At 46.4% G+C, this 14,663-nt stretch carries 16 protein-coding genes; 10 read left to right on the forward strand and 6 right to left on the reverse strand.

Annotated elements, in window-relative coordinates; all coding sequences use genetic code 11:
- The first annotated feature begins 16 nt into the window (after positions 1-16).
- From gspH to DUN60_RS14980, 7 genes are read left to right on the forward strand one after another with little or no spacing between them, the layout of a single operon-like run.
- Entirely contained in the window at positions 17-610 is a 594-nt protein-coding gene (gene gspH / locus DUN60_RS14950) for a type II secretion system minor pseudopilin GspH (protein WP_017079328.1), read from the forward strand.
- Positions 597-992 carry a type II secretion system minor pseudopilin GspI gene (gene gspI, locus DUN60_RS14955; RefSeq protein WP_114634180.1) on the forward strand — a complete coding sequence of 132 codons (396 nt, stop codon included), beginning with the start codon at positions 597-599 and terminating at the stop codon, positions 990-992. Before gspH ends, gspI begins: the two co-directional genes overlap by 14 nt.
- The gene (gene gspJ, locus DUN60_RS14960; RefSeq protein WP_114634181.1) at positions 979-1,710 is read left to right on the forward strand and encodes a type II secretion system minor pseudopilin GspJ; all 732 of its coding nucleotides are present in this window, start codon (positions 979-981) and stop codon (positions 1,708-1,710) included. Before gspI ends, gspJ begins: the two co-directional genes overlap by 14 nt.
- Positions 1,694-2,743 (forward strand): type II secretion system minor pseudopilin GspK, encoded by a 1,050-nt coding sequence (gspK, locus tag DUN60_RS14965; protein WP_054547989.1) that lies wholly within the window; start codon positions 1,694-1,696, stop codon positions 2,741-2,743. Before gspJ ends, gspK begins: the two co-directional genes overlap by 17 nt.
- On the forward strand, positions 2,712-3,959 hold the full coding sequence (gene gspL, locus DUN60_RS14970) for a type II secretion system protein GspL (protein WP_114634182.1): 1,248 nt from the start codon (positions 2,712-2,714) through the stop codon (positions 3,957-3,959). The genes gspK and gspL overlap by 32 nt, the downstream gene beginning before the upstream one ends.
- Before the next feature lie 20 nt (positions 3,960-3,979).
- Entirely contained in the window at positions 3,980-4,468 is a 489-nt protein-coding gene (locus DUN60_RS14975; protein ID WP_017086954.1) for a type II secretion system protein M, read from the forward strand.
- A gap of 1 nt (position 4,469) precedes the next feature.
- A complete protein-coding gene (locus DUN60_RS14980) occupies positions 4,470-5,249 on the forward strand; it encodes a type II secretion system protein N (protein ID WP_114634183.1) in 780 nt (259 codons plus the stop codon).
- Positions 5,250-5,398: 149 nt separating this feature from the next.
- Here the strand turns inward: DUN60_RS14980 and cysQ are convergent, their stop codons facing one another.
- From cysQ to DUN60_RS24980, 4 genes are all read right to left on the reverse strand, one after another.
- Positions 5,399-6,226 carry a 3'(2'),5'-bisphosphate nucleotidase CysQ gene (cysQ, locus tag DUN60_RS14985; protein WP_114634184.1) on the reverse strand — a complete coding sequence of 276 codons (828 nt, stop codon included), beginning with the start codon at positions 6,224-6,226 and terminating at the stop codon, positions 5,399-5,401.
- A gap of 36 nt (positions 6,227-6,262) precedes the next feature.
- On the reverse strand, positions 6,263-6,814 hold the full coding sequence (gene nudE / locus DUN60_RS14990; RefSeq protein WP_017094150.1) for an ADP compounds hydrolase NudE: 552 nt from the start codon (positions 6,812-6,814) through the stop codon (positions 6,263-6,265).
- A gap of 329 nt (positions 6,815-7,143) precedes the next feature.
- Positions 7,144-7,728 carry a Fe-S biogenesis protein NfuA gene (gene nfuA / locus DUN60_RS14995; RefSeq protein WP_004735612.1) on the reverse strand — a complete coding sequence of 195 codons (585 nt, stop codon included), beginning with the start codon at positions 7,726-7,728 and terminating at the stop codon, positions 7,144-7,146.
- Between the two features lie 109 nt (positions 7,729-7,837).
- Positions 7,838-8,551 (reverse strand): phosphoribosyltransferase family protein, encoded by a 714-nt coding sequence (locus DUN60_RS24980; protein ID WP_167409365.1) that lies wholly within the window; start codon positions 8,549-8,551, stop codon positions 7,838-7,840.
- Positions 8,552-8,644: 93 nt separating this feature from the next.
- Between DUN60_RS24980 and bioH the strand changes: the two genes are divergently transcribed.
- Together bioH and DUN60_RS15010 are read left to right on the forward strand one after the other, a co-directional pair.
- Complete coding sequence (bioH, locus tag DUN60_RS15005; protein WP_114634185.1) at positions 8,645-9,421, forward strand: pimeloyl-ACP methyl ester esterase BioH; 777 nt, start codon at positions 8,645-8,647, stop codon at positions 9,419-9,421.
- A gap of 174 nt (positions 9,422-9,595) precedes the next feature.
- Positions 9,596-10,069 (forward strand): hypothetical protein, encoded by a 474-nt coding sequence (locus DUN60_RS15010; protein ID WP_004735616.1) that lies wholly within the window; start codon positions 9,596-9,598, stop codon positions 10,067-10,069.
- A gap of 138 nt (positions 10,070-10,207) precedes the next feature.
- On the opposite strand, the gene DUN60_RS15015 is transcribed toward DUN60_RS15010, so the two are convergent.
- The gene (locus DUN60_RS15015) at positions 10,208-12,538 is read right to left on the reverse strand and encodes a Tex family protein (RefSeq protein WP_114634186.1); all 2,331 of its coding nucleotides are present in this window, start codon (positions 12,536-12,538) and stop codon (positions 10,208-10,210) included.
- 730 nt (positions 12,539-13,268) lie between these two features.
- Positions 13,269-13,751 carry a transcription elongation factor GreB gene (gene greB / locus DUN60_RS15020; protein WP_114634187.1) on the reverse strand — a complete coding sequence of 161 codons (483 nt, stop codon included), beginning with the start codon at positions 13,749-13,751 and terminating at the stop codon, positions 13,269-13,271.
- Between the two features lie 178 nt (positions 13,752-13,929).
- On the opposite strand from greB, the gene ompR reads away from it, so the two are divergent.
- Positions 13,930-14,649: an osmolarity response regulator transcription factor OmpR gene (ompR, locus tag DUN60_RS15025; RefSeq protein WP_009848007.1), complete on the forward strand. Its 720-nt coding sequence runs from the start codon at positions 13,930-13,932 to the stop codon at positions 14,647-14,649.
- The last annotated feature ends 14 nt before the right edge of the window (positions 14,650-14,663 follow it).

A 14,663-nucleotide genomic window follows, 5' to 3' on the forward strand; every position in this document is an offset into this window, starting at 1 on the left:
AAATGGAGTCTATAAGGTGAAAACTAAGCAAACACAGCCAGGTTTCACCTTGATTGAGATTCTTTTGGTGTTGGTATTACTGTCAGTATCGGCGGTCGCGGTGATCTCGACCATCCCTACCAATAGCAAAGATGTTGCTAAAAAATACGCTCAAAGCTTTTATCAGCGAATTCAGCTACTCAATGAAGAGGCTATTTTGAGTGGCTTAGATTTTGGTGTTCGTGTTGATGAAAAAAAATCGACTTACGTTCTGATGACTTTGAAGTCTGATGGCTGGCAAGAAACTGAGTTCGAAAAGATCCCTTCTTCAACTGAATTACCGGAAGAACTGGCACTGTCGCTGACATTAGGTGGTGGCGCGTGGGAAGACGATGATCGTCTTTTTAATCCGGGAAGCTTATTTGATGAAGACATGTTTGCGGATCTGGAAGAGGAAAAGAAGCCCAAGCCACCACAGGTCTACATCTTGTCGAGTGCTGAAATGACGCCATTTGTATTGTCGTTTTACCCTAACACGGGTGACACAATACAAGATGGTTGGCGCATTCGAGTGTTGGATAATGGTGAGATTCGATTACTTGAGCCGGGAGAAGAAGATGAAGAAGAATAACCGTTCTCCTTATCGTTCTCGCTGTATGCTTCTTGGTTCTCGAGGAATGACTCTGCTTGAAGTATTAGTTGCGCTGGCTATTTTTGCGACGGCGGCGATCAGTGTGATTCGTGCTGTTACTCAGCACATCAATACACTCAGTTATCTCGAAGAAAAGACCTTCGCGGCGATGGTCGTTGATAATCAGATGGCCTTAGTCATGCTGCATCCTGATAAGCTAAAAAAAGCGCAGGGCACGCAAGAGTTGGCAGGAAGAGAGTGGTTCTGGAAGGTAACTCCAATCGATACCAGCGGAGACTCGTTAAAGGCATTTGATGTGAGCGCGGCAACCAGTAAAAAATCTTCTCCAGTAGTGACGGTGCGCAGCTATGTTGTTAAATAAGAGCATGTCGGCAAATAAGCGTACGCCGCGTAAACAAGGTCTATCTTCCAAAGGGAGAGGCTTTACCTTAATTGAAGTCTTGGTCTCGATCGCTATCTTTGCCACGTTAAGTATGGCGGCTTATCAGGTGGTTAATCAGGTGCAGCGAAGTAACGAGATCTCGATTGAGCGCAGTGCTCGTTTGAACCAACTGCAACGCAGTTTAGTCATTTTAGATAATGATTTTCGCCAGATGGCGGTGCGACAATTTCGTACCAATGGTGAAGAAGCATCATCTAAGCTGATCTTAATGAAAGAGTATTTACTGGATTCCGACAGTGTTGGCATCATGTTTACTCGCCTAGGTTGGCACAACCCGCAGCAGCAGTTTCCTCGCGGAGAAGTAACGAAAGTTGGCTACCGCATCAAAGAAGAAACACTTGAGCGTGTATGGTGGCGTTACCCCGATACGCCTGCAGGCCAAGAAGGTGTGATTACCCCTCTGCTTGATGATGTTGAAAGCTTTGAAATCGAGTTTTATGACGGAAGCCGCTGGGGGAAAGAGTGGCAAACCGATAAGTCCCTGCCGAAAGCGGTAAGGCTCAAGCTAACCTTGAAAGATTATGGTGAGATAGAGCGTGTTTATCTCACTCCAGGTGGCACCCTAGATCAGGCCGATGGTTCTTCAAGTAATGACTCTTCAGGTAGTAGTGAGGGGAATAATGACTCGTCGAACTAACAAGCGTATAGCAACAAGGTCAGCCTTGGGACGCAAACAGCGTGGTGTCGCGCTGATCATTATTTTGATGCTATTGGCGATCATGGCCACCATTGCTGGCAGCATGTCTGAACGTTTATTTACCCAATTTAAGCGTGTTGGTAATCAATTGAATTACCAACAGGCCTACTGGTATAGCATTGGTGTGGAAGCGCTTGTGCAAGACGGTATTAGGCAAAGTTACAAAGACAGTGATACCGTGAACCTAAGCCAACCATGGGCGTTAGAAGAGCAGGTATACCCATTGGATTATGGCCAAGTTAAGGGCCGCATTGTTGATGCTCAGGCATGTTTTAATCTTAATGCCTTAGCCGGAGTGGCGACCACTTCAAGTAACCAGGTTCCTTATTTAATCACGGTTTGGCAAACCTTATTGGAAAACCAAGACGTTGAGCCTTATCAGGCTGAGGTTATCGCAAATTCAACGTGGGAATTTGTTGATGCGGATACACGAACCACCTCTTCGTCTGGCGTAGAAGACAGCACCTATGAAGCGATGAAGCCCTCTTATTTAGCGGCGAATGGCTTAATGGCCGATGAATCGGAGCTACGAGCGGTTTATCAGGTCACTGGTGAAGTGATGAATAAGGTTCGCCCATTTGTTTGTGCTCTGCCAACCGATGATTTCCGTTTGAACGTGAATACACTCACGGAAAAGCAAGCGCCTTTATTGGAAGCGATGTTTGCGCCAGGCTTAAGTGAATCGGATGCCAAACAGCTGATAGATAAACGCCCATTTGATGGTTGGGATACGGTAGATGCATTTATGGCTGAACCTGCCATTGTTGGTGTAAGTGCCGAAGTTAGCAAAAAAGCGAAAGCATATTTAACTGTAGATAGCGCCTATTTTGAGCTAGATGCAGAGGTATTAGTTGAGCAGTCACGTGTACGTATACGGACGCTTTTCTATAGTAGTAATCGAGAAACAGTGACGGTAGTACGCCGTCGTTTTGGAGGAATCAGTGAGCGAGTTTCTGACCGTTCGACTGAGTAGCGAACCACAAAGCCCTGTGCAGTGGTTAGTTTGGTCGACAAGCCAACAAGAAGTGATAGCAAGCGGTGAACTGTCTAGCTGGGAACAGCTTGACGAGTTAACGCCTTACGCTGAAAAGCGCAGCTGTATCGCTTTATTGCCGGGAAGTGAATGCTTAATTAAGCGTGTTGAGATCCCGAAAGGTGCTGCTCGCCAGTTTGATTCTATGCTGCCGTTCTTATTAGAAGACGAAGTCGCACAAGATATCGAAGACTTACACCTGACCATTTTGGATAAAGATGCCACTCACGCTACCGTGTGTGGTGTGGATCGTGAATGGTTAAAACAAGCTTTAAACCTGTTTCGCGAAGCCAATATAATCTTCCGTAAGGTGCTACCAGATACACTCGCCGTGCCTTTTGAAGAACAAGGCATCAGTGCATTACAGATCGACCAACATTGGTTATTGCGCCAAGGTCACTCTCAACGTCAAGGTAACTATCAAGCCGTATCAATCAGCGAAGCATGGCTACCGATGTTCTTGCAAAGTGATTGGATTGGCGCCAATGAGGAAGAGCAAGCGACGACTATCTTCAGCTATACCGCGATGCCGAGCGACGACGTTCAACAGCAAAGCGGTCTCGAGTGGCAAGCAAAGCCTGCTGAATTGGTGATGTCTTTATTGAGTCAGCAAGCGATCACAAGCGGCGTAAATTTACTGACTGGCACCTTTAAAACCAAATCTTCATTCAGTAAATATTGGCGTGTTTGGCAGAAAGTGGCGATTGCTGCTTGTTTGCTGGTGGCCGTGATTGTGACTCAACAAGTGTTGAAGGTTCAGCAGTATGAAGCGCAAGCCGAAGCTTACAGAGCCGAAAGTGAACGTATTTTTAGAGCGGTGCTACCTGGCAAACAACGCATTCCGACAATAAGCTACCTTAAGCGTCAGATGAATGATGAAGCTAAGAAATACGGTGGCTCAGGCGAGGGGGACTCCTTACTCGGTTGGCTAGCATTGTTGCCTGAAACCTTAGGACAAGTGAAGTCGATCGAAGTTGAAAGCATTCGTTATGATGGTAACCGTTCTGAGGTTCGACTTCAGGCGAAAAGCTCTGACTTCCAACACTTTGAGACCGCAAGGGTGAAACTCGAAGAGAAGTTTGTCGTTGAGCAAGGGCCATTGAACCGTAATGGCGATGCCGTATTTGGCAGCTTTACTCTTAAACCCCATCAATAACCTGCGTAAGGAGATCAGTGATGAGAAATATGATTGAACCACTCCAAGCGTGGTGGACTTCAATAAGTCAAAGAGAGCAGCGATTAGTTGTTGGTTGCTCAGTTTTATTGGTGTTGGGTGTCGTTTATTGGGGGTTATTACAGCCACTCAGTCAGCGAGCTGAACTGGCACAAAGTCGTATTCAAAGTGAGAAGCAGCTTCTGGCTTGGGTAACGGACAAAGCGAATCAAGTGGTTGAGCTACGAGGCAGTGGTGGCATCAGTGCCAGCCAGCCTTTAAACCAATCTGTGCCTGCTTCTATGCGCCGTTTTAATATCGAGCTGATACGCGTGCAACCACGTGGTGAGATGCTGCAAGTATGGATTAAGCCTGTGCCATTTAATAAGTTCGTTGACTGGCTGACATACCTGAAAGAAAAGCAGGGTGTTGAGGTTGAGTTTATGGATATTGATCGCTCTGATAGCCCTGGGGTTATTGAGATCAACCGACTACAGTTTAAACGAGGTTAATGTGAAACGCGGTTTATCTTTCAAATATGGCCTGTTATTCAGCGTCATTTTTATCGTTTTTTTCTCGGTAAGCTTGTTGCTGCATTTGCCTGCCGCTTTTGCTCTCAAGCATGCGCCCGTTGTGCGTGGTTTAAGCATCGAAGGCGTTGAGGGCACCGTTTGGCAAGGTCGCGCTAACAATATTGCGTGGCAGCGTGTCAATTACGGCTCAGTGCAGTGGGACTTCCAGTTCTCTAAACTATTCCAAGCCAAAGCCGAGCTTGCGGTTCGCTTTGGTCGTAACAGCGATATGAACTTATCCGGTAAAGGTCGTGTTGGATATAGCATGAGCGGTGCTTACGCGGAAAATTTAGTCGCATCCATGCCAGCAAGAAACGTGATGAAATATGCACCGGCTATCCCAGTACCTGTTTCTATTGCAGGACAAGTTGAACTGACGATCAAACATGCGGTTCATGTTCAGCCTTGGTGCCAATCGGGCGAAGGTACGCTTGCTTGGTCTGGTGCAGCAGTCGACTCTCCTGTGGGCTCGTTAGACCTTGGTCCTGTGATTGCGGACATAACCTGTGAAGACAACACAATTGCAGCCAAAGGCATTCAGAAGAGCGAGCAAGTGGACAGTGAGTTCTCGGCGAGCGTAACGCCAAATCAACGCTACACATCAGCGGCGTGGTTTAAACCGGGTGCTGAGTTCCCTCCCGCGATGCAGAGCCAGCTTAAGTGGTTGGGCAATCCTGATAGCCAGGGTAAATACCAATTTACTTATCAAGGCCGCTTTTAGCCCGGTATCTACTTCTGAGCTAGTATCTGTTGGTTAGTACATTTGGCGATCAAATCGCAAGATATAAAAATGGGCACCTCACTGAGGTGCCCATTTTGTTTGTTCTGAGAATCTAGAGGATATCTGACGGTTAAAGAGAGCAAACTCGCCTAATCTTTACTCTGAAGTATCTCTGACCAAGGTAAGTCTGCATCACCAAGAACAATGAAATTCGGGTTTTCTAGTGTCTCACGTTCGTTATAAGAAAGCGGCTCGAGTTGAGTGCTTAGGATTCGTCCTCCCGCTTCTTCAACAATACATTGCGTTGCTGCGGTATCCCACTCTCCGGTTGGTCCAATACGTAGATAACAGTCCACAGCACCTTCTGCGACTAAACATGCTTTAAGCGCTGCTGAACCTAGAGGAACCAAGTCGTAGTTCCAATCAGAGCTCATACGGTTAGTGATGCGATTGATGTCTTGGCGACGGCTGATTGCCATCGCGATCGACTGGTTTGGTAGCTCGTGACGATGCGTTTTGATTTTTACACTGTCATTGAGGTCTGGGATCTTCCAAGCGCCTTTGCCACTGTAAGCGTAATAGCTCACACCTGAAACAGGCGCGTACACGACGCCCATTACCGGCTTGTTATGCTCAATTAAGGCGATGATTGTTGCAAAGTCGCCACTTCTTGCGATGAACTCTTGCGTGCCATCGAGTGGGTCAACCAACCAGTAGCGATCCCATTGAGAGCGTTGCTCTAGGCTGATGTCGGCGTCTTCTTCGGATAATACGGGAATATCAGGCGTCAATTCACTGAGTTTTTTTAATATCAGCTTATGTGCTGCAAGATCGGCACTGGTTACTGGAGTGTCATCACTCTTAGTGAACTCTTCGTAATCCTTTTTCTCGTAAATCTCTAAGATGAGTTGGCCTGCAGAGCGAGCAATCTCAATGATAGAGGGTAGGAGGTGAGACAAATCTTTTGTTATTGGCATAAATATTCTCTTACTCTTCGAGCGAGCCTGAATGTTCTAATTATTGTTTAATACACGAAGGGCTAATAGTAGGGCTGTAATACTGCGAGCCTCACAGAAGTCGAGATGCGTTAACAGTTCTTCGGCTTGAGCAAGTGGCCAGCGCACAATGTCTAGTGGCTCTGGCTCATCACCTTCTAGTTTTTCTGGGTAGAGTTCTTCTGCGATAAACAGCGTCATTTTGCTAGAGAAATAAGAGGGTGCAAGGATTACTTCTTTTAGAGGAGTAAGCTTGTTGGCACCAAAGCCAATTTCTTCTTTTAGTTCACGAACGGCGGCTTGATTGGGCTGCTCACCTGGATCAATTAGCCCTTTTGGGAAGCCGAGTTCATAGCGCTCTGTGCCTGCTGCGTATTCACGCACTAACAGAATATCGCCTTGTTCAGTAATCGGAACCATCATTACTGCGTTGCGACCGCTGGGCTTCATGCGTTCGTAAGTGCGCTCTTCACCGTTTGAAAAGCGTAAATCGAGAGACTCGATAGAGAATAGTTTTGATTGAGCGACAGTTTGTTGAGCCAAAATTTCTGGCTTGGTCCTTTTTGTCATTGCGCTCGCTCCTTAGCTCATTGGAATTCTTTCTTATAAAGTCATTCTAATATAGGGGAAATAGAGTTGAGTTCCTAGATCCGAGTTTTCATATCCTGGAATTATTGGATCAGGAACCGATTGCGATCACTTGAATACCTTACTGCAAATGGTAACGCGCCCGTCATTATTGGCATTGAACGAGAAATAGACGGTTCGGAAGTGCTCTGCTGTTTTAAACATAAAAAAAGGTTGATGCTTGCGCATCAACCTTTTGATTGAATCTTTAACTTTCTACTGGCTAAGACTGCATGAGTGCTTAGTCGTAGGAGCTCTTAGTTGTAAAGTGCTTAGTAGTAAGAGTGCTCACCGCGATCGTGCTCAGTTGCATCACGAACGGCCGTCAATTCACCTTCGAATTGTTGAAGAAGTTCTTTCTCGATGCCTTCTTTAAGCGTTACGTCAACCATAGAACAACCGTTACAACCGCCGCCGAATGCAACGATAGCTGCGCCTTCTTCAGTGATCTCTACTAGGCTAACGTGACCGCCGTGGCCAGCAAGCTGTGGGTTCACTTGTGTTTGGATTGCATACTCAACACGCTCTATAAGAGTTGCGTCGTCTGATACTTTACGCATTTTAGCGTTTGGCGCTTTTAGCGTGAGTTGAGAGCCCATTTTGTCAGTTACGAAGTCAATCTCAGCTTCGTCTAGGAATGGTAGGCTTAGCTCATCAACGTATGCCGAGAAAGCGTCGAAAGAAAGCTTAGTGTCAGACGCTTCGATAGCATCTGTTGGGCAGTAAGAAACACCACACTCAGCGTTTTGTGTGCCTGGGTTTACCACGAACACACGAATGTTTGTACCTTCAGGCTGCTGTGACAGCAGATTGGCAAAGTGAGTTTGAGCTGTTTCTGTAATAGTAATATTTGACACGACGAATACCTGAGTAAATTTGTAGGTTATTAGCGCCATTCTACTCCTGTCAGATTTGTAATTCAGCCCTTTTTTGTTGGATTGCTGTACAAGTAGCGATTCACAGCAATTATCCAGAGGGCTCAGGAGTGCGGCAGATGCAGTAAATATCAATCCTTTTAACGCCCACTTCAAGTAGTAATTGGCATAATTGATACACTGTACTGCCTGTGGTTACAACATCATCAATTATCGCGATGTGAGGGTAATCAATCGCTGAGAAATTCGTATTATGCAGCGTGAAAGCATCTTTGAGATTGCTCTGTCTTGCTGATTTGGTTAATCCTTGTTGTGAAGGTGTTGAGTGAGAACGTCGAAATAAAACCGTATTTTTAACGTTCAGTTCCTGAGCTGTGTAATGTGCCAATAACTGGCTCTGATTAAAGCCTCGATGAATGTATCGAGTCCAATGTAAAGGAACACTGGTAATCAACGTTGCTGGGTGTTGAATTCGTGACGCTAGCAGTTTCGACAGATCACGAGCAAACCAAAACTTATCGGCGTACTTCATCTGTTGGATATAACGTGCCGTTGGGAAGGTGTAGTCCCCAACGCAATAGAGACGATGCCAAGGTGGAGGTTGAGATAAGCATTGACCACACTGTTCGACGATCGTCAGTGTTTTCAAGCCACATCGTTGGCAACGAGGAACTGACTCAAAGAGATTAAGACAAGAATCACACCATCGAGGGTGAGCATCGCTGTGCGACTTATCTAGCTTGCATAAGTGGCATTGAGGTGTGACCAGACGTGGTGTGTGTTTTTGTAGCCAATCGGATAACATAGCTTGTGATGCTTTTGGGTTATGGTGTTCCTTTTGCTCACCATACTGAAAAATGCAGGTTATTGCTGATGGAAAAAGTAGGGAATATTGAGAATGAGTGACGCGTTATATTGGCATGTTTCAGGGCAAGGAACTGATTTAGTTCTGGTTCACGGCTGGGGTATGAATGGTGCGGTATGGCAGCAAACCGTTGATGCGTTAGAAGCTAACTTTCGAGTGCATGTCGTCGATCTTCCTGGGTATGGACACAGCGCGCACTGCCACGCTCAAGATCTTGAAGAGATTGCTCAGCAACTATTGGTCGACGCGCCCAAGCAAGCGATTTGGGTGGGTTGGTCACTCGGTGGTTTGGTCGCGACGCACATGGCTCTCCATCACTCAGATTACGTAAGCAAATTGGTGACTGTCGCTAGCTCCCCTAAATTCGCAGCCGCAAAAGAACCCGTATTATGGCGAGGCATTCAGCCAAACGTATTAACCGCATTCACTGAGCAGCTAGTTGAAGACTATCAGACCACCATCGAACGTTTTATGGCATTGCAAGCTATGGGCAGTCCTTCAGCAAGGCAAGATGTAAAACAGCTCAAGCAAGCGGTGCTGTCTCGTCCGCTACCGAATCCAGATTCTTTGTTAGCGGGTTTGAAAATGCTGTCAGACGTTGACCTCCGTGAACAATTACCGCAGATCTCTGTGCCTATGCTGCGCTTATACGGTCGATTAGATGGGCTTGTGCCAATCAAGGTTGCAAAAGACTTGGGCAAAGCCTTACCTCATACCGAACAATACATCTTCACTCAGTCTTCACATGCGCCCTTTATGACTGAAGCAGATGCCTTTTGCAGTGAACTGGTCAGCTTCGCGAGAAAATAATCGCTAAATTTATCGCTGGCTTGGTCGATATATAACCTAACCAACGTGTTGAATGATACTCAGACCTCACTCTCTCCTGAGCTGATTGCGGTAAGTTGGGCTATGCCTGTTGTGCTGACTCACAGTACAACAGCGTTATAGCAATAACGATGGGCGATTCTTGAGGAGTTCGCGATGATTGTGTCACCTGCAACTGCAGTGAGTGTGCCACTGATCGCCCCATCCGTTAATGTGCAAACAGAGCAAGTTGCGCGTGATAATAGAGTTCGAGAACCTGTCGCTCCCGCCGTAGCATTGGCGAAAACCAATGCAGAGCGAAAGGTAAAACCGGACGATAAGCGAAGGCAGCAGTCGGCTTGGGATCCTTCAGACCATCCTGGTTATGAAATGGAGAACGAGTCAGAGGCCAATTCGATTAGCCAAGAAGAGCCACAAGATCCTTTTGATAGGTTGTTCAGCTTATTGGCACTGAGAACATACAGTGCTGATCAAGGAAAGGGCTATACCATGCGTTTCCGCCTGCCAAAGCATGTTTTAGATGCGGCGATTCAAGAGGGACAGATGGAGAAGCGACGTAAGGTCATAAAATATCATTATGGTCATGCTGTTGCGCCTCATGCTCCATCAGGAATGCTGGTCGTGTTATAAATCGAAAACTTATGACCCAACCAAACTTCGATGTCTTTTTTGAACACATAATAAAAAAACCTGCATACCCTAAGGGATGCAGGTTTTCTGTTTTTACAGGCTATTTATTTCACGACACGCAGTCGTTTCATTGACCTATTATTTCTTCGCTTTAGCAAAGGCAGCGGCAAAAGCACCACCCATCGCCGGGTTTTGTTGCGGTTCTTCACGGCGGCGTTGTCCACCTTGCGAATTTTGATTTGGGCGGTTTTGCGTGCGAGGTGCACTTGAACGTTGTGCGCGGTTGTCTTGGCCGGGTTCATCTTTCATACGCATGCTTAGCGCAATACGTTTGCGTTGAACATCGACTTCCATCACCTTCACTTTGACGATTTCCCCCGTTTTCACGACTTCATGAGGATCAGAGACAAAACGATCGGTTAGCGCTGATATATGCACTAAACCGTCTTGGTGGACACCAATGTCAACGAAGGCGCCAAAGTTGGCTACGTTTGAAACTACACCTTCTAAGATCATGCCGGGTTCTAGGTCAGACATGCTATTTACGCCATCGGCGAAGGTTGCTGTCTTGAATTCAGGACGAGGATCTCGACCCGGCTTATCCAGCTCTTTGATGATGTCGGTTACCGTAGGTACACCGAAGTTCTCATTGGTGTAATCAACCGCATGTAAACCACGTAAGAAGTCTGTATTACCCACCAGAGACTTGATGTCTTTCTGGTTTTTCTCGGCGATGGTTTTCACCAATGGGTAAGCTTCTGGGTGAACTGAAGATGCGTCTAATGGATTCTTACCATCCATGATTCTCAGGAAACCCGCACACTGTTCAAAGGCTTTTGGCCCTAAACGAGCGACTTTTTTGAGTGTTGTACGCGCTTCGAAGCGACCGTTTTCATCACGGAAGTCCACGATGTTCTGAGCGATGGTGGTAGAAAGGCCGGCTACACGAGTTAACAGTGCAGCAGAAGCAGTATTCACATCAACACCAACCGCGTTTACACAGTCTTCGACAATCGCATCTAGGCGCTTAGCGAGCATAGTTTGGCTCACGTCGTGTTGGTATTGGCCCACACCGATCGATTTAGGGTCAATCTTCACCAGCTCTGCCAATGGATCTTGCAGACGACGAGCAATAGACACCGCACCACGAATCGATACATCCATGTTAGGGAATTCTTTTGCTGCTAACTCAGAAGCCGAATAAACCGATGCGCCAGCCTCACTCACTATGATTTTTTGCGCTGTAAGGTTGCCACGCTTAATCACATCAGCAACAAAGCTGTCTGTTTCGCGTGAAGCCGTGCCGTTACCAATCGCAATCAAATCAACATTGTATTGACGAACCATTTGCTCAACAATATGAGCTGACTTTTCGTATTGCTTTTGCGGTGGGTGAGGGTAAATAGTCTCTGTTGCCAGAACCTTACCGGTTGAATCCACCACGGCGATTTTCGAACCAGTACGTAAACCCGGATCCAAGCCCAAGGTTGCGCGAGGGCCAGCAGGTGCCGCCATCAACAAATCTTTAAGGTTGGTTGCGAACACTTCAATCGCTTCGATCTCACCGCGTTCTTTCATCGCGCCCATCAACTCGGTTTCCATGTGCATAGAAACCTTGATACGCCACGCCCAGCTAATCACTTGCTTACGCCATGCATCTGCAGGTGCGCTGCTCAGGGTAATACCGTAGTGATCAGAGATGATGTTCTCGCAGTAAGAACCACGTACACCTTCTTCTTGCTCAGGGTCTGCATTCATTGCCAGCGTTAGGAAGCCTTCATTTCGGCCTCGCAACATCGCAAGCGCACGGTGTGAAGGTACTTTGTTGAGTGTTTCGTTGTGTTCGAAGTAATCTTTGAATTTCTCGCCTGCTTGCTCTTTGCCTGCCACGACACGTGAAACGAGTTCTGAGTTGCGCGTGAGGTGTTGGCGAATCTTTTCAAGTAGGTTTGCGTCTTCAGCAATGCGCTCCATGATGATCGCTCGTGCACCATCCAGTGCCGCTTTGGTATCAGCAATGCCTTTATCGCTGCTGATGAAGTTAGCGGCTTCGGTTTCAGGATCGTGCTGTGGTTCATTCCAAAGTGTATCGGCAAGTGGCTCTAAGCCTGCTTCGATTGCGATCTGACCTTTGGTACGACGCTTTGGTTTGTATGGCAGGTATAGATCTTCTAGGCGCGTCTTGCTGTCGGCTTGAGTGATATCACGTTCCAGTTCTGGCGTGAGTTTGCCTTGGTCTTGAATCGACTTAAGAATCGTTTGGCGGCGATCGTCAAGTTCGCGAAGGTATGAAAGGCGACTATCAAGGTTACGTAGTTGGGTATCGTCTAAGCCACCCGTGACTTCTTTACGGTAGCGGGCAATAAAGGGAACGGTGTTACCGTCGTCAATTAGGTTTACTGCGGCGGTGACTTGCTCTGAACGAACATTCAGTTCTTCAGCAATCAGTCGACAGATAGCTTGGCTCATCCGATGAATCTCTTATTTAATATCATGACAAATACATGGGGGTGAGCGTACGCTTTTTCTAGCTTTGGCTGTGTAATTATCGTGTCAGAAGTCGAATTTCCGTTTGTGATATCCGCTTTGTGCGAGATCTCTCACACGTGATGTAAGCCTAAGTCGCCTTAAACCTGTCAATATGTCTTAATTTAATTTTAAGTTGTTGATTTTTAATTACATGATTTTTTGGGGCGTATTTCTCACCTGAAATGTTTTTTGGGACTATCTAGGAAACTCGCCCAAATACCGTAATATTTAACTTGTCGACAGGGAGTTGGCAGGAACAGGAAAAAGCCTAATGGACTAGGTATCTTCAGGATGAAGATTTGATTACTTAGGATGAGTGGTCAGCAAGGAAGTAATAATCTCTGGATGAGATTCGCCAGTCAGGATGACAGGCTAGAATGGACACCGCTAGGATGGCGATGAACAAAAAGGAAATTGGTTAAAGGATTTAGCCACTATCAAGGACAGATGCAGGGAGCACCTTATCTCGAAGAGATAAACAGTAGCCGGATTGCTGCGATAGAGACTTAACCCCGCCAGGCGCAAGCCTAGCGGGGTTTTCTTTTATCTGGAGTTTGGGTTTGTCTGCTCGACCTGTGATGGCCGGTTAATCACGCTAAGCCATAAGCCATAAGCCATAAGCCATAAGCCATAAGCCAAGGCATAAGGCATAAGGCATAAGGCATAAACTTTACGCGTCGTCTGCGTAGCGAATCGAGTTAATGAACCACTCTTTATCGCCTTCTGGTGTGGTTACCGTAAACTCATCATCCACTTCTTTCTTGAGCAGAGCTCTAGCCATTGGCGAGTCGATAGAGATATAACCTTTCGCATCACCGTAGATCTCTTCAGGGCCGACAATACGAAACTTCTTAATTTCCCCATCATCATTCTCAATTTCCACCCAAGCACCGAAAAATACCTTACCTTCTTGTTGCGGTGAGTAATCAACGATAGTCACATCAGGTAGGAATTTTCTTAAGAAACGGACTCGGCGATCAATCTGACGAAGCAAACGCTTATTGAAGGTGTAATCTGCGTTTTCTGATCGATCTCCAAGGCTTGCAGCCCAAGTGACTATTTTGGTTATTTCTGGACGCTTCTCGTGCCATAAGTGGTCATGTTCTGCTTTGAGCTTGTTATAACCTTCGCGGGTGATAAGTTTGGTTTTCATAAATCTGACTTAATGAAATGATGATCTAAGATAGAATATATAGAAAGGCAACATACGTTAACAATTATTTAGGCGACTTTTTCTCCAATAATGTTACATTTTTAATGTCTTATACCAATATACAATTTACCAAGAATGCTTAACCTTAGGTTTAAGCTTTAATAGGTGGAACCATTACATGCAAGAAAACTACAAAATTTTAGTGGTCGATGACGATGCTCGTTTACGTGCACTGTTAGAACGCTATCTGTCAGAGCAAGGCTTTCAAGTGCGTAGCGTGGCAAACAGTGAGCAGATGGACCGCCTGTTAACCCGTGAAAATTTTCACTTGATGGTATTGGATTTAATGTTGCCGGGCGAAGACGGCCTATCGATCTGTCGCCGCCTAAGAAACGCAAACAACTCGCTACCAATCCTGATGCTGACCGCAAAGGGTGATGAAGTGGATCGCATTGTGGGTTTGGAAGTGGGTGCTGATGATTACCTGCCAAAACCATTTAACCCACGTGAACTGCTTGCTCGTATCAAAGCGGTAATGCGTCGCCAAGTAATTGAAGCACCGGGCGCGCCAAGCACAGAAGAGTCTGTGGTTGAGTTTGGTGAGTTCCGCTTGAACCTAGGTACACGTGAAATGTTCCGCGGTGAAGAGCCAATGCCTCTTACCTCAGGTGAATTTGCGGTTCTTAAGTCGCTAGTGACTAACGCTCGTGAGCCAATGTCTCGCGATAAGCTGATGAACATGGCACGTGGCCGTGAGTATTCAGCGATGGAACGTTCTATCGATGTTCAGATTTCACGTCTGCGTCGTCTAGTTGAAGAAGATCCAAGTAAACCTCGTTATATCCAAACGGTGTGGGGCTTGGGTTACGTATTCGTTCCAGATGGCAAAGCAGTCTAAGCCGGTTTTGTAAG

This window comes from Vibrio splendidus (assembly GCF_003345295.1).
Lineage (GTDB): Bacteria > Pseudomonadota > Gammaproteobacteria > Enterobacterales > Vibrionaceae > Vibrio > Vibrio splendidus_K.